Origin of the sequence: Williamsia herbipolensis (assembly GCF_000964005.1) — a bacterium.
Lineage (GTDB): Bacteria > Actinomycetota > Actinomycetes > Mycobacteriales > Mycobacteriaceae > Williamsia_A > Williamsia_A herbipolensis.
This window is the reverse complement of the sequence record NZ_JXYP01000021.1, coordinates 382,888-403,546: the sequence shown is the minus strand read 5'-3', so window position 1 is coordinate 403,546 and position 20,659 is coordinate 382,888. Positions and strand designations below refer to the sequence as shown.

General features: G+C 67.8%; 21 protein-coding genes, 2 tRNA genes and 1 pseudogene. 15 read left to right on the top strand and 9 right to left on the bottom strand.

Annotated features, from left to right (window positions below):
• Nucleotides 1-87 precede the first annotated feature (87 nt).
• From TU34_RS13125 to TU34_RS13085, 9 genes are all read left to right on the top strand, one after another.
• Nucleotides 88-867: a fumarylacetoacetate hydrolase family protein gene (locus TU34_RS13125; RefSeq protein WP_045823228.1), complete on the top strand. Its 780-nt coding sequence runs from the start codon at nt 88-90 to the stop codon at nt 865-867.
• Nucleotides 868-899: 32 nt separating this feature from the next.
• Nucleotides 900-1,700 carry an alpha/beta fold hydrolase gene (locus TU34_RS13120; protein ID WP_238981283.1) on the top strand — a complete coding sequence of 267 codons (801 nt, stop codon included), beginning with the start codon at nt 900-902 and terminating at the stop codon, nt 1,698-1,700.
• A 5-nt stretch (nt 1,701-1,705) separates the two neighbouring features.
• Nucleotides 1,706-3,190, top strand: coding sequence for a glutamate--tRNA ligase (gene gltX / locus TU34_RS13115; protein ID WP_045823227.1), 1,485 nt, complete (start codon nt 1,706-1,708; stop codon nt 3,188-3,190).
• Between the two features lie 101 nt (nt 3,191-3,291).
• A tRNA-Gln gene (locus TU34_RS13110) sits at nt 3,292-3,363 on the top strand.
• A 108-nt stretch (nt 3,364-3,471) separates the two neighbouring features.
• Nucleotides 3,472-3,544, top strand: a tRNA-Glu gene (locus TU34_RS13105).
• A 177-nt stretch (nt 3,545-3,721) separates the two neighbouring features.
• Nucleotides 3,722-4,495 (top strand): DUF2510 domain-containing protein, encoded by a 774-nt coding sequence (locus TU34_RS24095; RefSeq protein ID WP_045823226.1) that lies wholly within the window; start codon nt 3,722-3,724, stop codon nt 4,493-4,495.
• A gap of 1 nt (nt 4,496) precedes the next feature.
• Nucleotides 4,497-4,796 carry a hypothetical protein gene (locus tag TU34_RS13095; protein WP_045823225.1) on the top strand — a complete coding sequence of 100 codons (300 nt, stop codon included), beginning with the start codon at nt 4,497-4,499 and terminating at the stop codon, nt 4,794-4,796.
• A gap of 51 nt (nt 4,797-4,847) precedes the next feature.
• Entirely contained in the window at nt 4,848-5,066 is a 219-nt protein-coding gene (locus TU34_RS13090) for a hypothetical protein (RefSeq protein ID WP_045823224.1), read from the top strand.
• A 22-nt stretch (nt 5,067-5,088) separates the two neighbouring features.
• On the top strand, nt 5,089-6,339 hold the full coding sequence (locus TU34_RS13085) for a hypothetical protein (RefSeq protein ID WP_045823223.1): 1,251 nt from the start codon (nt 5,089-5,091) through the stop codon (nt 6,337-6,339).
• Between the two features lie 633 nt (nt 6,340-6,972).
• Here TU34_RS13085 and TU34_RS24640 read toward each other — a convergent pair.
• Both TU34_RS24640 and TU34_RS24635 read right to left on the bottom strand, forming a co-directional pair.
• Complete coding sequence (locus tag TU34_RS24640; RefSeq protein ID WP_420835183.1) at nt 6,973-7,440, bottom strand: LGFP repeat-containing protein; 468 nt, start codon at nt 7,438-7,440, stop codon at nt 6,973-6,975.
• Between the two features lie 66 nt (nt 7,441-7,506).
• Nucleotides 7,507-8,127: pseudogene (locus tag TU34_RS24635) on the bottom strand (hypothetical protein); the annotation flags it as partial.
• Between the two features lie 11 nt (nt 8,128-8,138).
• On the opposite strand from TU34_RS24635, the gene TU34_RS13070 reads away from it, so the two are divergent.
• Entirely contained in the window at nt 8,139-9,098 is a 960-nt protein-coding gene (locus TU34_RS13070; protein WP_082080233.1) for a class I SAM-dependent methyltransferase, read from the top strand.
• Between the two features lie 42 nt (nt 9,099-9,140).
• Here TU34_RS13070 and TU34_RS13065 read toward each other — a convergent pair whose 3' ends face one another.
• Nucleotides 9,141-9,638, bottom strand: a complete 498-nt coding sequence (locus TU34_RS13065; RefSeq protein WP_045823221.1) for a pyridoxamine 5'-phosphate oxidase family protein — start codon at nt 9,636-9,638, stop codon at nt 9,141-9,143.
• A gap of 91 nt (nt 9,639-9,729) precedes the next feature.
• Nucleotides 9,730-10,437: an IclR family transcriptional regulator gene (locus tag TU34_RS13060; protein WP_045823220.1), complete on the bottom strand. Its 708-nt coding sequence runs from the start codon at nt 10,435-10,437 to the stop codon at nt 9,730-9,732.
• Between the two features lie 118 nt (nt 10,438-10,555).
• On the opposite strand from TU34_RS13060, the gene leuC reads away from it, so the two are divergent.
• The 3 genes from leuC to TU34_RS13045 all read left to right on the top strand — a co-directional run bounded on the left by leuC (nt 10,556) and on the right by TU34_RS13045 (nt 13,414).
• Entirely contained in the window at nt 10,556-12,001 is a 1,446-nt protein-coding gene (leuC, locus tag TU34_RS13055; RefSeq protein ID WP_045823368.1) for a 3-isopropylmalate dehydratase large subunit, read from the top strand.
• 49 nt (nt 12,002-12,050) lie between these two features.
• Entirely contained in the window at nt 12,051-12,638 is a 588-nt protein-coding gene (gene leuD / locus TU34_RS13050; protein ID WP_045823219.1) for a 3-isopropylmalate dehydratase small subunit, read from the top strand.
• A 158-nt stretch (nt 12,639-12,796) separates the two neighbouring features.
• On the top strand, nt 12,797-13,414 hold the full coding sequence (locus TU34_RS13045) for an HU family DNA-binding protein (protein ID WP_045823218.1): 618 nt from the start codon (nt 12,797-12,799) through the stop codon (nt 13,412-13,414).
• 85 nt (nt 13,415-13,499) lie between these two features.
• On the opposite strand, the gene TU34_RS13040 is transcribed toward TU34_RS13045, so the two are convergent.
• The 3 genes from TU34_RS13040 to cofC are packed head-to-tail and all read right to left on the bottom strand — an operon-like array spanning nt 13,500 to nt 17,527.
• Nucleotides 13,500-14,426, bottom strand: coding sequence for an NUDIX hydrolase (locus TU34_RS13040; RefSeq protein ID WP_045823217.1), 927 nt, complete (start codon nt 14,424-14,426; stop codon nt 13,500-13,502).
• A 40-nt stretch (nt 14,427-14,466) separates the two neighbouring features.
• Complete coding sequence (locus TU34_RS13035) at nt 14,467-16,725, bottom strand: RNA degradosome polyphosphate kinase (protein ID WP_082080231.1); 2,259 nt, start codon at nt 16,723-16,725, stop codon at nt 14,467-14,469.
• A gap of 25 nt (nt 16,726-16,750) precedes the next feature.
• Complete coding sequence (cofC, locus tag TU34_RS13030; RefSeq protein WP_052688904.1) at nt 16,751-17,527, bottom strand: 2-phospho-L-lactate guanylyltransferase; 777 nt, start codon at nt 17,525-17,527, stop codon at nt 16,751-16,753.
• Between the two features lie 101 nt (nt 17,528-17,628).
• On the opposite strand from cofC, the gene TU34_RS13025 reads away from it, so the two are divergent.
• Nucleotides 17,629-18,624: an NAD(P)H-dependent glycerol-3-phosphate dehydrogenase gene (locus tag TU34_RS13025; protein WP_045823216.1), complete on the top strand. Its 996-nt coding sequence runs from the start codon at nt 17,629-17,631 to the stop codon at nt 18,622-18,624.
• A gap of 48 nt (nt 18,625-18,672) precedes the next feature.
• Here TU34_RS13025 and TU34_RS13020 read toward each other — a convergent pair whose 3' ends face one another.
• On the bottom strand, nt 18,673-19,203 hold the full coding sequence (locus tag TU34_RS13020) for a DUF3515 domain-containing protein (RefSeq protein WP_238981281.1): 531 nt from the start codon (nt 19,201-19,203) through the stop codon (nt 18,673-18,675).
• Nucleotides 19,200-19,445 (bottom strand): Lrp/AsnC ligand binding domain-containing protein, encoded by a 246-nt coding sequence (locus TU34_RS13015; protein WP_045823364.1) that lies wholly within the window; start codon nt 19,443-19,445, stop codon nt 19,200-19,202. The genes TU34_RS13020 and TU34_RS13015 overlap by 4 nt, the downstream gene beginning before the upstream one ends.
• A 139-nt stretch (nt 19,446-19,584) precedes the next feature.
• Here TU34_RS13015 and TU34_RS13010 point away from each other — a divergent pair, with 139 nt between their 5' ends.
• Nucleotides 19,585-20,634, top strand: coding sequence for a thiamine-phosphate kinase (locus TU34_RS13010; RefSeq protein ID WP_238981280.1), 1,050 nt, complete (start codon nt 19,585-19,587; stop codon nt 20,632-20,634).
• Nucleotides 20,635-20,659 lie beyond the last annotated feature (25 nt).

Here is a 20,659-nt window from a genome sequence, read left to right as displayed (position 1 = left end):
TTCTGGGAAGTATTGCCCACATTCTAATACAGGCGACGCGTCGCCCGCGGGCCGGTCGGACGCGGGCGGTGGGATAGCCTGGGCGTCATGCGTCTAGGTCGAATCGCGAGTCCCGATGGTGTGGCATTCGTCTCCGTGGAGGGTGACGTCGAGGGCGGGGACGCCCGGTGCCGAGAGATCGCCGAACACCCGTTCGGTGTCCCCACCTTCACCGGACGATCGTGGCCCCTGTCCGATGTGCGTCTGCTCGCACCGATCCTCGCCAGCAAGGTGGTCTGCATCGGCAAGAACTACGCCGCGCACGCCGCCGAGATGGGTGGGACCGCGCCGGAGGACCCGGTGATCTTCATCAAACCGAACACCTCCATCATCGGTCCGCGTGTGGCGATCGCACGTCCGGCGAGCTCGCAGCGCGTCGACTACGAGGGCGAGCTCGCGATCGTCATCGGACGCCCGTGTCGGGACGTGGCGGCCCGCGACGCCGCGGGGGCCATCCTCGGCTACACCGTGGCCAACGACGTCACCGCGCGCGATCAGCAGCAGGCCGACGGGCAGTGGACCCGCGGCAAGGGATACGACACCTTCTGTCCGCTCGGACCCTGGATCGAGACCGAACTCGACCCCGCCGACCTCGAGATCCGCACCGAGCTCGACGGGAAGGTCGTGCAGCGCAGCCGTACGAGCCTGATGGTGCACGACATCGGTGCCATCGTGGAGTGGATCTCGGCGATCATGACGCTCCTGCCGGGCGACGTGATCCTCACCGGCACCCCGGAGGGCATCGGTCCGATGGTCGCCGGCCAGGAGGTCTCGGTCAGCGTCGAGGGGATCGGGACGCTCACCAACCCCGTCACCGATCGGGGCTGAGCGTGCCACCGACACCGCCGAGAACCGCTCGCGTGAACGGGATCTCGATCTCCTACGAGGACGCCGGCACCGGACCCGTGGTCGTGATGGTGATGGGGACCGGAAGCCCGGGGCGCGTGTGGAAGGCCCACCAGCAACCCGCGCTCATCCGGGCCGGCCATCGGGTCATCACCTTCGACAACCGCGGCATAGCGCCCTCGAGTGAGTGCGCCGAGGGATTCACCCTCGACGACATGGTCGCCGACACCGCCGCGCTCATCGACTACCTCGGCGTCGGGCCCGTCGCGGTGATCGGCACGTCGCTGGGCGCGCGCATCGTGCAGGAACTCGCCCTCGCGCGGCCCGATCTCGTGCGATGCGCGGCCATGATTGCGACCTACGGACGCAGCGGGACGATGCAGACCGCGATCTCCGCCGGTGAGCGCGAACTGATCGACCGCGACATCACCCTGCCCGACGCCTACCACGCCGCGATCACCGCGCATCTGAACCTCTCGCCGCACACCCTCGTCGACGACGCGCAGGCCCGCGACTGGCTCGACATCATCGAGTTCTCCGGGCAGGCGCGCAGTCCCGGGGTGCGGGCGCAGCTGCAGCTCCACGACGGCGAGGCCGACCGTCTCGAGGCCTACCGCGCTGTCCGTTGTCCGGTGTTGGTCATCGGGTTCGCCGACGATCGCACCCTGCCGCCGCATCTCGCCCGCGAGGTCGCCGACGCGATCGACGGGGCGGAGTACCGGGAGGTCGCCCGGGCGGGCCACTACGGATATCTCGAGCAGCCCGACGAGGTGAACCGGCTGCTGATCGACTTCCTGGGGCGGGCGCTAGCCTAGCGAGCATGTCGACTCCGAGTTCGGTCCGCGTCCGCTTCTGTCCGTCGCCCACCGGGACCCCGCACGTCGGACTGATCCGCACGGCTCTGTTCAACTACGCCCACGCCCGACACACCGACGGCGCCTTCGTGTTCCGCATCGAGGACACCGATGCCGCCCGCGACTCCGAGGAGTCCTACGCGGCGCTGCTCGACGCGCTGCGGTGGCTCGGCCTGAACTGGGACGAGGGCCCGGAGGTCGGTGGACCCTACGAGCCCTACCGGCAGTCGTTGCGCGCCGGCCTCCATCGCGACGTCGTCGCGCGCCTGCTCGACGCGGGTGAGGCGTACGAGGCGTTCTCCACCGCCGACGAGGTCGAGGCGCGGCACCGGGCCGCCGGTCGTGACCCGAAGCTCGGGTACGACAACCACGATCGCGATCTGACCGACGAGCAGCGCGAGGCGTACCGGGCCGACGGACGCCCCTCGGTGGTGCGGCTGCGGATGCCCGACCACGACATCGTGTTCGACGACCTCGTGCGCGGCACCATCACCGCTCGCGCCGGGTCGGTACCGGACTTCGCGCTCACCCGCGCCTCGGGTGACCCGCTGTACACCCTGGTGAACCCGGTCGACGACGCCGCGATGAAGATCACCCATGTCCTGCGCGGCGAGGACCTGTTGTCGTCGACGCCGCGGCAGATCGCGCTGTACGAGGCGCTCATCCGCATCGGTGTCGCGGAGGCGGTTCCGCAGTTCGGGCACCTGCCGTTCGTGATGGGCGACGGCAACAAGAAGCTCTCCAAGCGTGATCCGCAGTCGAGCCTGTTCCATCATCGTGATCGTGGGTTCATCCCCGAAGGCCTGCTGAACTATCTGGCGCTGCTCGGCTGGGGCATCGCCGACGACCACGACCTGTTCTCCCTCGACGAGATGATCGCCGCATTCGATGTGCGACAGGTGAACTCGAACCCGGCCCGCTTCGATCTCAAGAAGGCCGAGGCGATCAACGCCGAGCACATCCGTCGACTCACGCCCGAGGACTTCGCCGCACGGCTGCTCGGCTACCTCGTCGACCGGGGGTTGCTGTCGGCCACCGCCGACACCTCGTCGTTCCCCGTCATCGCCGAGCTGGTGCAGACGCGCATCCAGGTGCTGGGGGATGCCTGGCCGCTGATGTCGTTCCTCTTCACCACCGACGCCGACCTCACCATCGACGAGGGGTCGGCGGCGAAGAACCTCGGACCCGACGCCGCGCCGGTTCTCGACGCGTCGATCGCCGCCGTCGAGGGCGTGTCGGAGTGGTCGACGTCGGCCATCGAGGAGGCCCTCAAGGCGGCACTGGTGGAGGGTCTGGAGTTGAAGCCCCGCAAGGCCTTCGGTCCGGTGCGGGTCGCGATCTCCGGATCGCACATCAGCCCGCCGCTGTTCGAGTCGATCGAGCTGCTGGGTCGCGAGAGCACACTCGTGCGCCTGCGTTCGGCCCGTGACACCTTCTGCAGTGGGGCCTGAGCAGCCGGTTTGTGGTTCGGGTGCCCGCCTTTGATACCCTCCTTCTCGGCGCTTTTCGCGGCCACCGCAGAGTTCGGCGGCAGCTTCGAGTGGCCCTACCTTGGGGTATGGTGTAATTGGCAACACAGCGGTTTCTGGTACCGCCATTCTAGGTTCGAGTCCTGGTACCCCAGCGTCGAGCAGATCGGCGAGAATCGATTTTGGTTCTCGACGGTCGCTTCGGTAAAATGGCGGCGACGCTGTCGGGAACGGCAGATGTCGGTGCAACAAATGAAGATCTTGGCCCCGTCGTTTAGCGGCCTAGGACGCCGCCCTCTCACGGCGGTAGCGTGGGTTCGAATCCCATCGGGGCTACACAGAGAATGTCCCTCTCACCTGCAAGGTTGGGTGAGGGGGACATTCTCGTTTCTGGGCCAGTCGGCCGCGTGACTACATTTTGACTACATCAGATGAGCGGGCTGTGTCGTCTGGTCGTCCGAACGTACGACAACTCTCTGCGCGCTGTCTGATTCGTGACTTATCGTCCGATTCATGACGACGCCGACCGGATGGCACCCGGACCCTGAAGACTCGTCCCGCGAACGCTGGTGGGACGGCAAGAACAACACGTGGACCAGCGACACACGCAACGCCGGCGGACCGCCGTCCTACGTTGCGTCCCAGCCGCCGAAGAAGAACCGCCGCGGGATCTGGATCGGCGCCGGCGTGGCGCTCGTGGTGATCATCATCATCGGCGCCGCCGTCAGTGGTGGCGACGACGGCGACACCAGCACCGCGGCGAAGGAATCGACACCGACGACCTACGTGACAGTGACGCCGTCGGTGGACCCCGCCGCGGTCGCGGCAGCGGAGTCGTCACGGGTCGCGGAGTCGGCCGCCGCCGCGTCGGCGTCGGCTGCGGCAGCTGCGGCCCGTGAGCGTGAGCAGGCTGCGTTGCGTGATCCGGCGAGCTACACCGAGGTCGGCGATCGCGGGTGGGCGTTGATCGCGAAGGACCCGGACGGCCACATCGGCGAGAAGGTGCGGATCTACGGCAAGGTGACCCAGTTCGATTCGGCGACCGGCACGACGACGTTCCGGGCCGACACCGAGGGTGTGCCGCAGGAGTATGGCTTCGAGTACAACGTCAACACCGTAGTAAACGAGGGCATGTCGGGTGGCTTCGATGACGTTGTCGAGGACGATCTGGTGACGCTGTATGTAAAGGTGGACGGCTCGAAGTCCTACGACACCACCATGGGTGGCTCGACGACGGTGCCCGAGGTAACGGCGTACGTCATCGAGGTCACGGGATCGGACCGCTGACATGACCGAAGACAACCAACCCGCGCTCATCCACGCCGACGAGTTGAAGTTTGATCACGTCGGCATGCTCGTCGGCGCGTTCTCAGCGGCGCACTCTCGAAAGACGTTCACTGCAGGGCTACTCGAGGGCATCTTTCACTACCTGGACAATGATCGCGATCCAGCGACAACGCTGCGAATTGCTCTGACCGACGGCAAATCTGTCGACTTGACGCTCGGGTCGGGGACGGTGGCCATCGGGTGGGACCTGGAGTCATTGATGAAGAAGGCGTTGTCCGCGATGGACCAGTCGCCCGACTGACGCTGTCGGGCCTCGTCGGTATCGTCTCGCTGGAGTGGGAGGGAAGCCCGCATGACCGACACCGAGCTGGTGGTCTCGCACGAGAATGACCCGGCTCGCTACCCCGCGCAGTGGGTGCAGGCGCGGCGGCCGGAGCTGCTGAAGCAGACCGACTTCGAGCTGGCGAACCGCCGTGGGCAGGGCAAGTCGCACGGTGAGATTGAGTACGATCGCCACGCCGGCGCCGCGAAGAGTCGCAGGATGAGACGAGGGAATAAGAGCAGTGAGTGAGACTCGACGGTCCCTGTCGGACGTGCGATTGCCGGTCATCCAGGCAATCACTGAGTTCGAAGGCGCCATGGATGCGGTGTTCGATCTGATGAGCTTCCACCACGACAATCTTCCTCGCGACTCTCGGCGGGACTACTTCAAAAAGGTTGTACGGCAATGGAACCCCAGCGACTCGGACGAAACGATTGACGCAATTTTCGACGCTGCGGACCAGGCAGTTTCCGCGAGCGCGCCTGGCAATGTCTTTCAGGAAGTCCGCAACCGGGTGCGCAGCAAGCTTGAGGAGTTGTCGGTGGACGCTCCCGGCTATGGAACCCTGTACTACAGGGATGTGACTGCTGCGCTGACGCAGCGATCGCGTCAAGCCAAGATGCGTGAAGCGTTGCTGACCAGTGCCGTTGGCGCATTTGACGTCCTTATGTCTGAAATCATGTTGGCCGCCGCTTGCGTCAAGCCGTCCGCAATGTACGAGTCCAAGAAGCCCTACAAGCTCTGCGACATCGCGAAATTTGCATCACTCGACGATCTGATTCTCAGTCACGCAGAGAAGTTCGTGCGCGACAAGGCCTACGAGGGGGTGACTGAGTGGTTCGAGTGGCTAAATAAAGCTGTAGACATCCCGTTGAGCAAAGTCACCGATCACCCGCTGACGTTCCAGGAGGTGTTCCTTCGGCGGAACAACATCGTCCATGCTGGTGGTCTGGTCAATGAGACCTACTTGACACGGTTGCCGGAGGGCATCGTGCACCGGCCGAAGTTGAATGACCGATTAAGGGTGAATAGGAAGTACCTGCAGGGGGCATGTGAGCTAATCCTTGCCGTGGGTTACGCAGCTTTCGCGCACTTCGTGACGTACTACGAGGGGAATCAGGAGGAGCCAGCGGACGTCGACGGCTTGATCGCGAACCACAGCTACCGCTTGCTCGAGCGATCGCATGACAGCGCGGTTGATGAGTACGTGCGCTGCGTCGAGGCCGTGTGCAGCGACCAGGACTACCGTCGTGTCATGATGGTCAACCGGTGGGTTGCGCTCAAACGTGCTGGTAAGAAGGTTTTCCGTGACGAAGTTACCGAGTGGGATGTGACTCGACTGCCGCGCCGGTTCGAGCTGGCTCGTCGTGTTCTGCTCGACGAGTATGACGCTGCGATCGATCTCGCGAACGATCTAGTAGCTCGCAACGAGCTGATGATCGAGGACTGGCACACCTGGCCGCTGCTGGATTCACTGCGGAAATATGTGGCGTTGTATCCTGAAAAGTGTAAGTTCGTGTGATCAGAGATCGGAAAACCGAGAGGGATGGCAACGATGGGTTACTGACATCTGTCTGATGTTCGGCACGAATCGAAACCAACACCGTAGCCCCAGCCTCAGCGGCTGGGGCTACGTCTGTGTCTGCGGGTGTTGAATCACAACGGTGTCATCCCTGGTCAACGCGATTCTGTCACACCCTGCTCATACGTTCTGGGCATGACGACTTACCACTCGTGGCGGGATGCGCGTGATCGCGGACACCTCGCGATCAGGCTCGTTGACCACCTACCGCCTGGCGTCCGTAGCCGCATCGACCGCGACGACATCGAGATCCAGCGCCACCAGCTGCAGGATGAACGGCGGTCAACGCTGGCCCACGAGCTGATGCTCGGCAGCGCCGCGTCCTTCCCTCAGAACCCGGTACTGCGGGCACGCGAGGAGCTGACAGTTGAGCGCATCGCAGCACGCCGAGTGATCGCGCTCGACCGTCTGCTGGAAGTACTGAGGTGGACGTTCACGCCGCACGAGTTGCGGCGTACCGCGGCGTGGCTGGCGGTGTCGGGCGTGGTTCGCCCTCGCACGGCGGTAGCGTGGGTTCGAATCCCATCGGGGCTACATAGAGATGACCCCCTCACCCGCATCCGGGTGAGGGGGTCATCTTGTTGTCGGGGTGTCGATGCGCGTCACGCCGGTCGGGGCGGTCCACAGCAGTGACCCGTGTTCGAAGTCCTGGCGGCGACCGCCGGCCCGCGGGTACTCGTTCGACGTCGGGTAGCCCAGGGCGCTGTCCTGCCAGCCGGCCGCCGCATAGTGATCGCCGATGAGCCCGTGGACGTAGTAGCCGTGCGGCGACCCGTTCCGGCGGAACAGGACGCCACCGGCGAACGCCTGCACGCCGCCGCCGGGGAGCACGAGGTGCGGCCACACGGGATACCCGAGCGGACCGCGTTCGAAGTCGTAGTCACCGGCCCACGACTCGAAGAGTCCGCCGTGCGGGATCGGGATCGCGTGGATGCGGCCGTCGGCAGACCTCGGCATCGTCGGCGACCAGTAGATGTGCGCGTGCTCGAATTCCGCGAACCGGCCCCGACCGTCGGGGGTGGTGCGTTCACCGACGGTGATCCGCCGCCCGAGCCAGTTCGCGGCGATCCGCGCCGCCGCGTCGATCTCGTTGACGACCGCCGGCGCTATGCCGCACCGCGCCGCGAACTGATCGGCCGACAGACCGTCGGCGGAGTTCATGTCGCAGTTGCCGAACGGGGGAGCGCCCTCGGGTAGCCCGCCGCCGTATCCGCTGCCGTCGGTGTACTGATGGGCGATCTGGCCCGGCAGGTTCGGATTGCGGCCATACCCCGCGCCGATCACCTGCAGCCCCGGCGGCCGGGTCCGCCACAGGCCGAAGAAGTCGGCGGCATTGGCGTAACCGATGACGCGGCGGGCGTTGCCGCCGGCGTACTCGACGAGATTGGCGTATGTCCGGTTGATCCAGTCGGATCCGTCGCCGGGCGGGTTGCCGCCCGACTCGACGTCGAGCATCAACACCACCCGCGGATGCAGCCCGCCGGAGGAATCGATCATGTCGCGCAGGGTGTTCGCGGTCTCGAGCCAGTTCGGGCGTACGTAGCAGTAGACGATGCCGACCCGGAGACGACCGCTGTCGAGGGAACGGCGCACCCACGCGTGGTTCTGTGCGAAATGGGGATCGCGGAACGTGCCGTCGTTCGATCGGATCGACAGGATCGGATACGGGTAGCTGTCGTCGACCGGGACCTGGAAGTAGGAGACGTCGGCGAAGAGTGTGTCGGTCATGACTGCCGCCGATGGTAGGCACCGTCTGTGCCGGACCTGTGAACCTGCTGGTGATCGCGGTCGACGGGTTCGTGTCGGCGTCGAGATTTGTACAGTGGGTGGGGGAGTTCGACGAGCTGCACTCGCAGCAAGGCTGGGGTACCGGGGTGGACACATACCGACACAATCACGCCGTGTTCGACGACGAACGCATCGCGGCGGGCTACGAACGGCTCAATGCCGGTGCCACGCGATTCCTCGATGCCGGGGAACAGCGGGCGCTGGTGACCGTCGCACCGCGATGCCGAGGCACCTCGGTCCTCGATGTCGGCGTCGGGGCGGGTCGCACCACGGCGTTGCTCCAGCTGATCAGTGACGACTATCAGGCGATCGACTACTCGCCGCGCATGGTGGCGGCGTTCCGCCGCCACCACCCGGGTCTGGACTGCCGGGTGGCCGACGCCCGCGACCTCGTCGATGTCGACGCCGGGCGGCACGGCCTGATCCTGTTCAGCAACAACGGCATCGACGCACTGGCCCACGAGGATCGGGTGGGGGTGCTCGAAGAGTTCCGTCGTGTCGTGGCGGCCGACGGCGTGATCGTGTTCTCCACGCTCAACAAATCCGGTCCGTCGTTCGGGGAGACGCCGTTCCAGCTACGCCGCCCGACGCAGCAGTCGGTGTCGCTGCGCGCGTTGGCCGTTCGCACCCTGCGGTGGTTGATCGACCCGCGTAGCGCCGTCCGGTCGGTACGGAACTTCCGCGCGCACCGTGGACTCACGATCGATCACGGCCGGTGGGCGGTGGGACCGCTCGCCGCACACGACTTCGCCCCGGTGGTGCACTTCACCTCGGTGCCCGATCTGCGCGACACCCTCGCCGAGGCCGGTTTGGTGCCGGAGGCGGTGTTCGACGAACGCGGCCGGCCTGTGGACATGGGGGCCCAGGACTGCTCCGCCGACAACTTCACGGTCATCGCGCACGCGGCGTGATGCCCGGGGTCGCGCACGCGGCGTGACGGTCGGTCGTGCGGCTCAGAGGAACTGGGCGGTGCTGCCGCCGACCGGCATCTCGGGGATGCCGAGTTTGCGGTGATCCCAGCTGCGGGTGCGGGTGCCGACGACGCGGACCGCGACGCGCTTGTTCATCATCTGATCGACGAACGGCCGCATCTCATCGGTGTACTCACCGGTGTAGCGCTCCCACACGCTGATCCCCACGCGCAGCAGGGTGTCGGGATCGTCGACGATCTCGGCGTGCCCCTCGATGGCCACGCCCCGCAGGGTGTCGTAGGTGTCGCCGGCCTCCACCATCACCGACACCGCGGGGTCACGCCGGATGTTGACCGTCTTCTGCGACTTGGCCTTGGTCTCGAACCAGATCTCACCGTCGAGCAACGCGTACCACATCGCGACGAGATGGATCGATCCCGACGCGGAGCGGGTCGCCAGGGTGGCGGTACGACTACGGCTCAGGAAGTCGGCGACCTCGTCGTCTCCCATCACGATCTGTCCGCGCTGATTGCTTCCCACGTGATGACTCCTGCTCGTCGGTCGGCGTGCCCTCGTGGCCCGTCGCGGTCGGTGTCCCGACCCTAAACCGTCAAGCCGAGCGACTGTTCGGTCAGGCGTGGGTGAGGCGTTTGTGGATGGCCTCGGCGGCGGCGAGCAGGTCGGCGGCCCAGCGCGATCCCGGGCGGCGCCCCATCCGGTCGATGGGTCCCGACACCGAGATCGCGGCGACCACCTCGCCGGTCGCGTCGCGTACCGGTGCCGAGACACTCGCGACCCCGGCCTCGCGTTCGCCGGCACTCTGCGCCCATCCGCGTCGGCGGATCTCGAGCAGGCCCCGCTCGCTGAAGGCGCTGTCGGGCACGAGCGCCCGCTGGGTGGCCGGATCCGCCCACGCGAGCAAGACCTTCGCCCCCGACCCCGCGGTCATGGGCAGGTGGGCACCGACCGGGACGGTGTCGCGCAGACCGGTGGGCGGCTCCATCGCGGCGACGCACACCCTCTGCGTGCCCTCCCGACGGTAGAGCTGCACCGATTCGCCGGTGATCTCGCGGAGCCGCGGCAGCACCATCAGCGCGGCCTCGCGCACCGCATCGCCGGCATCGGCGGCGAGTTCGGCGAGCGCCGGCCCGGGACACCACCGTCCCGAGGGATCGCGGACGAGCAGACGATGGGTCTCGAGTCCCATCGCCAGTCGGTGCGCGGTGGCCCGGGGGAGCGCGGTGCGCGCACAGAGCTCGTTGAGGTTGCAGGGACTCTCGGCGCAGGTGCGGAGCACGGCGACCGATTTGTCGAGTACGCCGACCCCGCTGACGACCATGGCGGGACCCGCTTCTACGGCCTCGTCGGATGGGCTAGGATGTCTCACAGGTCGATACTAGACTCCCGAATATTGGTATGGCGAATATGTGTACGGCACAGAACGTGGAGATCACCCGATGAGCACCGAGACGCAGACGAGCGGACCGCGCACCCTGGCCGAGAAGGTATGGGCCGAACACGTGGTGAAGGCCGGCGAGGCCGACGAGAGCGGGCAGCGCGACCCCGACCTCATCTACATCGACCTCCATCTCGTCCACGAGGTGACGAGCCCCCAGGCGTTCGAGGGTCTGCGCCTCGCGGGCCGGCCGGTGCGTCGTCCCGACCTGACCATCGCCACCGAGGACCACAACGTCCCGACCCTCGACATCGACAAGCCCATCGCCGATCTCGTCTCGCGCACCCAGGTCGACACGCTGCGCAGCAACTGCGAGGAGTTCGGTATCCGGCTGCACCCCATGGGCGATGCCTCCCAGGGGATCGTCCACATCATCGGCCCGCAGCTCGGGTTGACCCAGCCGGGCATGACCGTGGTGTGCGGTGACAGCCACACCTCGACCCACGGCGCGTTCGGCGCGCTGGCCATGGGCATCGGCACCTCCGAGGTCGAGCACGTGCTCGCCACGCAGACCCTGTCGTTGCGCCCCTTCAAGACCATGGCCATCACCGTCGACGGTGAGCTGCCGGTCGGGGTGACGAGCAAGGACCTGATCCTCGCCATCATCGCGACCATCGGTACCGGCGGCGGGCAGGGGCACGTCCTGGAGTACCGCGGTCCCGCCATCGAGAAACTGTCGATGGAGGCGCGGATGACCATCTGCAACATGTCGATCGAGGCCGGTGCGCGGGCGGGGATGATCGCGCCCGACGAGACCACCTACGAGTACCTGAAGGGCCGTCCGCACGCCCCGCAGGGCGACGACTGGGACGCCGCAGTCGCGCACTGGGATTCGCTGCGGACCGATCCGGGCGCGACGTACGACGCCGAGGTACACATCGATGCGTCCACGCTGACCCCCTTCGTCACCTGGGGGACCAACCCCGGACAGGGTCTGCCCCTGGGGGCATCGGTGCCCGACCCGGCCGAGATCGCCGACGAGTCCGCGGCGTCGTCGGCGGAGAAGGCCCTGGCCTACATGGACCTCACGCCCGGGACACCGTTGCGTGACATCGCCATCGACACCGTCTTCGTGGGGTCGTGCACGAACGGCCGCATCGAGGACCTCCGCGAGGTCGCCGGGATCCTCGAGGGTCACACCATCGCCGAGGGCATGCGGATGCTGGTGGTGCCGGGCTCGATGCAGGTGCGGGCGCAGGCCGAATCCGAGGGCCTCGGTGACATCTTCACCGCCGCCGGCGCCGAGTGGCGGCAGGCCGGCTGCTCGATGTGTCTGGGCATGAACCCCGACCAGCTGGCCCCGGGTGAGAGGTGCGCATCGACCTCCAACCGCAACTTCGAGGGCAGGCAGGGCAAGGGCGGTCGCACCCACCTGGTGTCGCCGGCCGTCGCCGCCGCGACCGCGATCCGCGGGCGCCTCTCGGCCCCTGCCGATCTGAACGCCTGACCAACTCCCGCGCTGCGCACCGCGCACGCCCCCAGAAGCGAGGTAACAGATGGACGCCTTCACCACCCACACCGGAATCGGTGTGCCGCTGCGCCGCAGCAATGTCGACACCGACCAGATCATCCCGGCGGTCTACCTCAAGCGCGTGACCCGAACAGGTTTCGAGGACGGCCTGTTCGCCGCCTGGCGCAACGATCCGGATTTCATCCTGAACAACGAGCCGTGGTCGCACGGCTCGGTCCTCGTGGCGGGTCCGGATTTCGGTACCGGCTCGTCCCGTGAGCATGCCGTGTGGGCACTCTCGGACTTCGGATTCCGAGTCGTCATCTCGTCGCGATTCGCCGACATCTTCCGGGGGAACGCCGGAAAAGCGGGTCTTCTCGCCGCCCAGGTCGAGCAATCCGATGTCGAATTGATCTGGAAAAGGCTCGAAGAAACGCCCGGGACGGAAATCACGGTCAGCCTTGAGGATCGAACCGTGGCCGTTGGTGACCTGGTGGTGCGCTTCGGGATTGACGACTACACGCGGTGGCGTCTGATGGAGGGTCTCGACGACATCGGATTGACATTACGCCAGGTAGAGGCCATTTCCGAGTACGAAAAGGTAAGGCCCCATTGGAAACCTGCGACCCTCTGACAGGGTCGCAGGACCGCGTATCGTATGTCGTCTAACGACATTGCGCCTCGCCACGCCGAAATTCATTGTGGCCAGGACGTGGAACTTTTCGTTCTCGACGTTTACCGTGTGCTGTAGCTGGCTCAACGTGAGCCATCCAGCTTGCGGAGGTTGATTCAATGAACAAGGCAGAACTCATCGAGGTGCTGACGGACAAGTTGGGCACCGATCGGAAGACGGCCACCGACGCCGTCGAGCACGTGGTCGACACCATCGTTCGTGCGGTGAACAAGGGTGAGAGCGTGACGATCACCGGTTTCGGTGTCTTCGAGAAGCGCAAGCGCGCCGCTCGCGTCGCCCGCAACCCGCGCACCGGAGAGACCGTGAAGGTGCGTCCCACCTCGGTGCCGGCGTTCCGTCCCGGAGCCCAGTTCAAGGCCGTCGTCGCCGGCAAGCAGAAGCTGAGCGCGACCGGTCCCGCGGTCAAGCGCGGCAGTGGTGCGACCACCACCGCGACCAAGACCGCCGCGAAGAAGGCCCCGGCCAAGAAGGCCGCGCCCGCGAAGAAGGCTGCCCCCGCGAAGAAGACGGTCGCGAAGAAGACCGCTCCGGTGAAGAAGGCCGTCGCGAAGAAGACCGCTCCGGTCAAGAAGGCCGTCGCGAAGAAGACCGCTCCGGTGAAGAAGACGGTCGCGAAGAAGACCGCTCCGGTGAAGAAGGCCGTCGCGAAGAAGACCGCTCCGGTCAAGAAGGCCGCCGCGAAGAAGGCTCCGGCCCGCAAGGCCCGCGCACGCTGATCTCTCGCTGCGCGACGCACGACGCACACGACCCCCGACGGACTTCCCACCGTCGGGGGTCGTGTCGTCTGTGTGGGGGTTCGGTTCAGCGCAGAGGGCTGTCCACGTGGTCGACCGCGACGATGGCGTCACCCGACATCGAGATGGCCCACATGCTCGCCTTGCGGTTGCGTGTGCGGGGGAGCGAGACGTCGTGGCCGTCGGTCCATGCCGCGAGCAGAGGCGGAATCACCTTGCCCTGGCTACAGATCACCGGCACCGTCGAACGGTCCGTCGCGATCTCCCGAAGGCGCGTCAGCGCCGCGTCGGGGTCGTCGCGGTAGGCCTCCTCCGACAGCGTCGGCTCCAGGCGGATCGGGGCGTCGAGACGACGGGCCAACGGCTCGACCGTCTGCAGGCACCGGGTGCGGTCGGCGGCGTGGATGTCGTCGGCGCCGAACATCAGGAACTGGTCGACGAGGCGTTGCGCCTGCGTGCGCCCCACGGGTTCGAGCGGGCGCAACCGGTCGTCGCCCCGGTAGCGGGCCGAGCGGCCGGCCTTCGCGTGGCGCACGACGAGCACGGTGTGCAGATCGGCGGGGAGGCGACTGAACTCCGACAGCACCTTTCGGTCGGCCCGGAAACTGCACCGGTCGCGGGCGCGCGGGACCGACAACCACTCGACGGCGTCGACCTCGTCGTTGACGGCGAATTCGCCTGCGACGCATCTCGCCGACCAGTAGTGGACATGCTTGCGTCCCGACGACGACGTGAGGTCGTAGTCGACCTTCGCCAACCGTCGCCCGAGGGTGACGGTGTACCCGGTCTCCTCGGCGATCTCGCGGACCGCCGCGGCGACGAACGTCTCACCTGGTTCGAGCTTGCCCTTGGGCAGGGTCCAGTCGTCGTAACGGGGGCGGTGGATGACCGCCACCTCGAGTCCGGCGTCGTTCCCGGTTTTCCCGTTGCCGGATCCGGTGTGTCGCCACACCACCCCTCCGGCGGCGTAGACCAACTTCTTCTGCGATGTCATCGTCTCGGTTGTCCGCTCGTGGCTCGCGTGGGCGACGGTGCTAGGACGCGGTGTCGGCCCGATTGTGGTGACGACGCGTCAGCTGCTGCTGATGATCGCGCACGTCCTCCCCGGCCGCCGGCGAGGCCGTCCACCGCCCGTTGGACTCCAGCACCCAGCATCGGGTGGTCGGATCCAGTGCGGAGGAGAAGATCTCGCCGAGTTCGCGGGTCAGGCGCTGATCGCGGACCTGGGCCATCACCTCGATGCGACGGTCGAGGTTGCGGTGCATCATGTCGGCGCTGCCGATCCAGTACTCCTCGAGAGCCCCGAAATGCAGGATCCGGGAGTGTTCGAGGAACTGCCCGAGGATCGACCGCACGGTGATCGTCTCGCTGACACCGGGCATTCCCGGTCGCAGCGCGCAGATCCCGCGCACCACGACATCGACGGGCACACCCGCCTGCGACGCCCGGTAGAGCGCGTCGATGACCTGCTCGTCGACGAGGGCGTTGGCCTTCAACTGGATCCGCGCCCGCTCGTCGCCCGCGAGATGACGCTCGATCTCGAGGTTGATGCGCGCGATGATGCCGCGCCGCACGCCGTGCGGGGCCACCAACAGGTTGCGGTACTCGTGCTTGCGTGAGTAGCCGGTCAACGTGTTGAACAGGTCGGTGAGATCGGCGCCGATGTCGGGGGCGGCGGTGAACAGGCCCACGTCCTCGTACAGCCGCGCGGTCTTGGGGTTGTAGTTGCCCGTTCCGATGTGGCAGTAGCGGCGGATCGTCGATCCCTCCCGCCGGACCACGAGGCATGTCTTGCAGTGGGTCTTGAGACCCACGAGTCCGTACACGACGTGCACACCGGCCTGCTCGAGCTGTCGGGCCCACTTGATGTTGGCCTGTTCGTCGAAGCGCGCCTTGATCTCCACGAGCGCCACGACCTGCTTGCCCGCCTCGGCCGCGTCGATGAGGGCATTGACGATCGGGGAATCACCCGACGTGCGGTAGAGGGTCTGCTTGATGGCCAGCACCTGCGGATCCGACGCCGCCTGCTCGATGAACCGCTGCACGCTGGTCGAGAACGAGTCGTACGGGTGGTGCACGAGGACATCCCCCTCGCGCAGCGTGGAGAACACGCTCTTGGGCGTCTCGCGCTCGCCGAAGGCCGGGTGCGTCGCGGGGACGAACGGGCGGTCCTTGAGCGCGGGACGGTCGAGGCCGAACACCTGGAACAGACACGACAGATCCAGCAGGCCGGGCACCTCGATGACGTCGGCGGGGTCGACGTCGAGCTCACGCAGCAACAGGTCGAGCATGTGCTCGCTCATGTCGTCGGCGACCTCGAGACGCACCGGGGACCCGAAGCGGCGCCGGGCCAGTTCACGTTCGAGGGCCTGCAGCAGGTCCTCGTCGCGGTCCTCCTCGACCTCGAAATCAGCGTTGCGGGTGATGCGGAAGACGTGGTGCTCGACGATCTCCATCCCGGGGAACAGGTGCTCGAGGTTCGCCGCGATGAGCGTCTCCATCGGCAGCAGGATGGTGCGCGGAGTGCCGTTGTCGTCCTGCGGCGGCATCAGTTTGCCGACCTCGACGAAGCGACTCACGTTGTCGGGAACCTTCACACGGGCGAAGTGTTCGCCGCCCTCGGTGACGTCTTTGACGGTCACGGCGAGGTTCAGGCTCAGGCCGCTGATGTACGGGAAGGGGTGCGCGGGGTCGACCGCGAGCGGGGTCAGGACCGGGAACACCTCCTCGTGGAAGTACTCCGACATCCGCGCCCGCTCGTCGGCGGTCAGCTCGTCCCACGACATGACGTGGATGTTGTTGTCCGCCAACGCCGGACGTACCGAATCGAGGAACACACGCGCGTGGCGCTCGGCGATGGTCTGGGTACGCCGGGCGATCTTCGACAGCTGTTCGCGCGGCGACAACCCGTCGGCCGACCGGACCGACAGTCCAGTCTCGTCACGTCGTTTGAGCCCGGCGACGCGCACCATGAAGAACTCGTCGAGATTCGAGGCGAAGATCGCTAGGAACTTCGCCCGGTCGAGCAGGGGCAGCGAGGTGTCCTCGGCCAGGGCCAGGACACGCGAGTTGAAGTCGAGCCAACTCAGTTCGCGGTTGAGGTAGCGGTCGTCGGGGAGGTCGGCCGCCTCGTCGGGCAGCAGGGTCGCCGCCGGCGGCGCCGCGGGAAGTGTCGACGCCTCGATCGACTCCTCGGTGACCTCGTCGGTCGGTGCGGGGGGTGGGGGCGAGACGTCGGCGCCCGGCGCCCCGTCAGTGTGCGTGCTGTCGGTGTGCGTGCTGGCGGTGTGCATGCTTTCCGGGGAACTCACGCGACCATCATGACGCATGCGGGGTCGGTGTCGCGCCCAGGGACGACAGCGATCCGTCGTCGAGCACTCGTGCGGTGGCCGTCCCGACGCCCAGGGTGCGGGCCACACGGAGGTCGTCGACGGTGTCGACGTCGGCGCGGAGGTCCGGCCACCGATCCGGGTCGCCGTCGGTCAGGTCGACCGCACCCCCGGCGCGGTGGGCGGCCGCGGAGTCGAGACCGAATCGCGTCGCCACGTCGGCGGTGTCGGACAGGATCAGCATGGCGGTGCCCGCCCCCGACCGGTCGGGGACGAACGAACGGGAGTGTGCGGCCGACATCGTCAGCACCTCACGGAGATGATCGTGGCGCGCCGTCGGCAGGTCGGCCTGCAGGACGATGACCCGAGTGCCGGGCGAACGGTCCGATGCGGCGGCGACACCGCGGGCGTACGCACGATTCAGCGGGCCCCCGTCGCGCGCCCACGAATCATGTGTCGAGGGGTGCTCGTCGTCGTCGGCGACGGCGCGGGCCCCGAGTTCGGCGGCGGCGGCGGCCACGGCCACATCCGGCGTCACCACGACGACGTCGTCGACACCGGCCGCGCGCGCCGCGACCACGGTGTCGGCCATCATCGCGAGCACGAGGTCGCGTCGCGCCCCCGCCGACAGCACCGGCGACAACCGCGACTTCGCATCGGTGAGGTCCTTCACCGCCAGTACCGCGGCCAGGCCGCGACCGCCCGCGCCCGCACCGGCTGACGAGCCGAGCGGGTCGGGCCGTATGGCCGAGCGCCGATCCTGCATCCGCCCATGATGCGACGTCGGCCGTGTGCGGCGAGCACTAGGGTGGTGCGCGAGTGGCGCGGCACCGCGGGCGCGGGGTCGGCAGACGAGGAGGTCGCGACGTGCGTGCAGCGGTGATGGGTTCGGGGTCGTGGGGCACGGCGATGGCCGCGGTGCTGTGCGACGCGGGCACACCGACCGTGCTGTGGGCACGCCGCCCCGAGTTGGCCGCGAGGATCACCGACGACCACATCAACCCCGACTACCTGCCCGGGATAGATCTACCCGCATCGCTGTCCGCGGTCAGCTCGGCCGGCGACGCGCTCGACGGCGCCGATCTGGTGGTGTGCGCCGTCCCGTCACAGTCGTTGCGCGCCAACCTGGCCGGGTGGCGGGACCAGATCGGCCCCGACGCCACCCTGCTGTCGCTGGCCAAGGGCGTGGAGAGCGACACGCTCAAGCGGATGACCGAGGTGATCGCCGAGGTGACCGGCGCCGGCGACGATCGCGTCGCGGTGCTGAGCGGCCCGAACCTGGCGCGCGAGGTCGCCCAACGTCAACCCGCCGCGACGGTGATCGCGTGCACCGACGAGCAGCGGGCGCAGCGGGTTCAGGACGCCTGCAGCACCGCCTACTTCCGGCCGTACACCAACACCGACGTCATCGGCTGCGAGATCGGTGGCGCGGTCAAGAACGTGATCGCCCTCGCCTGCGGGATGGCGTCGGGAGCCGGACTGGGTGAGAACACCCTCGCCTCGATCATCACGCGCGGGCTGGCCGAGACCATCCGACTCGGTGAGGCGCTCGGTGCACGCGCCGAGACCTTCGCCGGTCTCGCCGGTGTCGGCGATCTCGTCGCCACCTGCTCCTCACCGCTGTCGCGCAACCGATCGTTCGGTTCCCGACTCGGTGAGGGTCGCAGCCTCGTCGAAGCGCAGGAGGCGACGAACGGTCAGGTCGCCGAGGGCGTGAAGTCGTGCTCGTCGGTGCGCGCGCTCGCCGCGGCCCACGACGTGGAGATGCCGCTCACCGATGCGGTGCATCGCGTGTGCCACGACGGTCTCGGTGTCCGCGACGCGATCGTCGCGCTGCTCAGTCGATCGACCAAGCCCGAATAGTCGACGGGCGTCCGCCCGTCCTCGACGCGGGTCCGCCCCCGAGTCGGGTCAGGACCCGAGGTCGATCGACGCGCGGGGCAGGATCCGGTCGAGGATCCGCGACGTGTCGGCGATCGGGCCGTTGCCGGAGTTGCTGGGAAGCCACAGCGCCACATACGGGCGGTGGTCGACGGCCACCCACAGCGTCCCCGTCGCGTCGGGGTCGCCGCTGCCGGTGGCGAACCACTGGACCGGGTCGACGACCTGCAGGGCCGAGGTCGGCGCGAGATCGGCCGGGCGGTCGACCCCGCACCGCAGCTGCACGGGACCGGCGGCGTCGCCGGTCGGCTGCCACTGCACGAGCCCGCCGGATTCGGAGCGGTCGTCGAAGCCGGCGAAGGTCGCCGGCAGGGCGGCGATGAGCTTCGTGCAGTTCGCATCGGCGGACTGCGGCGCGGCGGCCGACGCCAACGGCAGCGAATCGCCCGAGGAATCGGTACGGAATGCCGCGATGGCGATGAACAGCACGATCACCATCACCGGGATGGTGACGAGGGTCGCGATGAGGGCGGGGCTACGGCGACCGGTGGCGTCGCTCACGAGGGCCGCGCGTCGGTGACCACCGGGCAGGTCAGGGTGCGGGTGATGCCGTCGACCTGTTGGATCTGCGGGATCACCGCGGTCGCGAGGTGTGCGGCGTCGTCGGTGTCGACGCGGACGATCACGTCGTAGGGACCCGACACCTCCTCCGAGGATGCGACACCGTCGATCTCGGCGATGGCCTTGGCGGCCTGGGCGGCCCGGCCCACCTCGGTCTGGATCAGGATGAACGCCGCGACCATGACCTTCCCTTCGTCGGTGTCGATGCCCGCTCGGCGGCCGATCGACCACCCCGCGTGGGGTGGATCGAACCGCGGTCGCGGGTCACCCACCCTCGCGGGCGCTGAATAGACTGGCCCATTGTCACCGACAACCCGGCCGGTGCGCGAATCGCAGACCGGAGGGCACGCGGTGGTGGGATCGGGTGAAACCGCTGCGCAACGGGCTGTCGCCGGCGCCGACGGCGGTGTCGGGCCGACCGTGGCCGACCTCGGCGAACGCGCACTCATCGACCGGTTGACCGCGGTCGCCCGGCGGGCCGTGCCCTCCCATCCCGGCCACGGTGACGTGGTCGTCGTGGGGCCGGGTGACGACGCGGCGGTGCTCGACCTCGCCGGCTCCCTGGTCGTCAGTACCGACAGCCTGGTGCAGGACAGGCATTTTCGGCTCGAATGGTCGACGCCCGAGCAGATCGGGGCCCGTGCGGCGGTCCAGAGCTGCGCCGACATCGCCGCCATGGGTGCGCGCAGCGTGGGCATCGTCGTGTCCATCGCATGTCCGCCGACGACCCCCGCCGCCGTGGTCCTCGGTATCGATCAGGGGATGAACGACATCGCCGCGGAGTTCGGCGCACGTGTCGTCGGCGGCGACCTCGTGGCCGCCGCGGAGATGGTGGTGACCGTCACCGTCTTCGGTACGACCGACGGACGTGCGCCCGTGCGACTCGCCGGTGCCGCGGTGGGGCAGACCGTCGCGGTCAGCGGCCCCCTGGGATCGTCGGCGGCAGGGCTGGCGCTCCTCGACGCCGGCATCACCGATTTCGCGGAACTGGTTGCCGCGCACCGTATACCGGTCGTCGACCTCCGGCAGGGTCCGGTCGCCGCGGACGCCGGTGCGCGGGCGATGACCGATGTGTCCGACGGCCTCGTCGACGAGCTGGAGACGATGGCGGCGGCGAGCGGTGTCGCCGTCGAGATCGACACGGCCACCATCCCCTCGCACCCGCTGCTGCGCGCCGCCGCCGATGCGGTCGGGGCCGATCCGATCGGATGGCAGCTCGGCGGGGGAGAGGACCATCAGCTGCTCGCCACCTTCGACGGCCCACCCCCGGCCGGATGGACGGCGATCGGTGCGGTGGTCGCCCCCGGCGACGGACCCCGTGTCCGGGTCGACGGCGCACCCTCAGGGGTCCGCGGATGGCAGAGCTTCTGACCGGTCCCCGCGACGGGCCGGATAG

Coding starts and splice junctions, on each gene's coding strand:
- TU34_RS13125 (WP_045823228.1), top strand. CDS start 88: ATGCGTCTAGGTCGAATCGCGAGTCCCGATGGTGTGGCATTCGTCTCC.
- gltX (WP_045823227.1), top strand. CDS start 1,706: ATGTCGACTCCGAGTTCGGTCCGCGTCCGCTTCTGTCCGTCGCCCACC.
- TU34_RS24095 (WP_045823226.1), top strand. CDS start 3,722: ATGACGACGCCGACCGGATGGCACCCGGACCCTGAAGACTCGTCCCGC.
- TU34_RS13095 (WP_045823225.1), top strand. CDS start 4,497: ATGACCGAAGACAACCAACCCGCGCTCATCCACGCCGACGAGTTGAAG.
- TU34_RS13090 (WP_045823224.1), top strand. CDS start 4,848: ATGACCGACACCGAGCTGGTGGTCTCGCACGAGAATGACCCGGCTCGC.
- TU34_RS13070 (WP_082080233.1), top strand. CDS start 8,139: ATGGTAGGCACCGTCTGTGCCGGACCTGTGAACCTGCTGGTGATCGCG.
- TU34_RS13060 (WP_045823220.1), bottom strand. CDS start 10,437: ATGGTCGTCAGCGGGGTCGGCGTACTCGACAAATCGGTCGCCGTGCTC.
- leuC (WP_045823368.1), top strand. CDS start 10,556: ATGAGCACCGAGACGCAGACGAGCGGACCGCGCACCCTGGCCGAGAAG.
- leuD (WP_045823219.1), top strand. CDS start 12,051: ATGGACGCCTTCACCACCCACACCGGAATCGGTGTGCCGCTGCGCCGC.
- TU34_RS13045 (WP_045823218.1), top strand. CDS start 12,797: ATGAACAAGGCAGAACTCATCGAGGTGCTGACGGACAAGTTGGGCACC.
- TU34_RS13040 (WP_045823217.1), bottom strand. CDS start 14,426: ATGACATCGCAGAAGAAGTTGGTCTACGCCGCCGGAGGGGTGGTGTGG.
- TU34_RS13035 (WP_082080231.1), bottom strand. CDS start 16,725: ATGCACACCGCCAGCACGCACACCGACAGCACGCACACTGACGGGGCG.
- cofC (WP_052688904.1), bottom strand. CDS start 17,527: ATGCAGGATCGGCGCTCGGCCATACGGCCCGACCCGCTCGGCTCGTCA.
- TU34_RS13015 (WP_045823364.1), bottom strand. CDS start 19,445: ATGGTCGCGGCGTTCATCCTGATCCAGACCGAGGTGGGCCGGGCCGCC.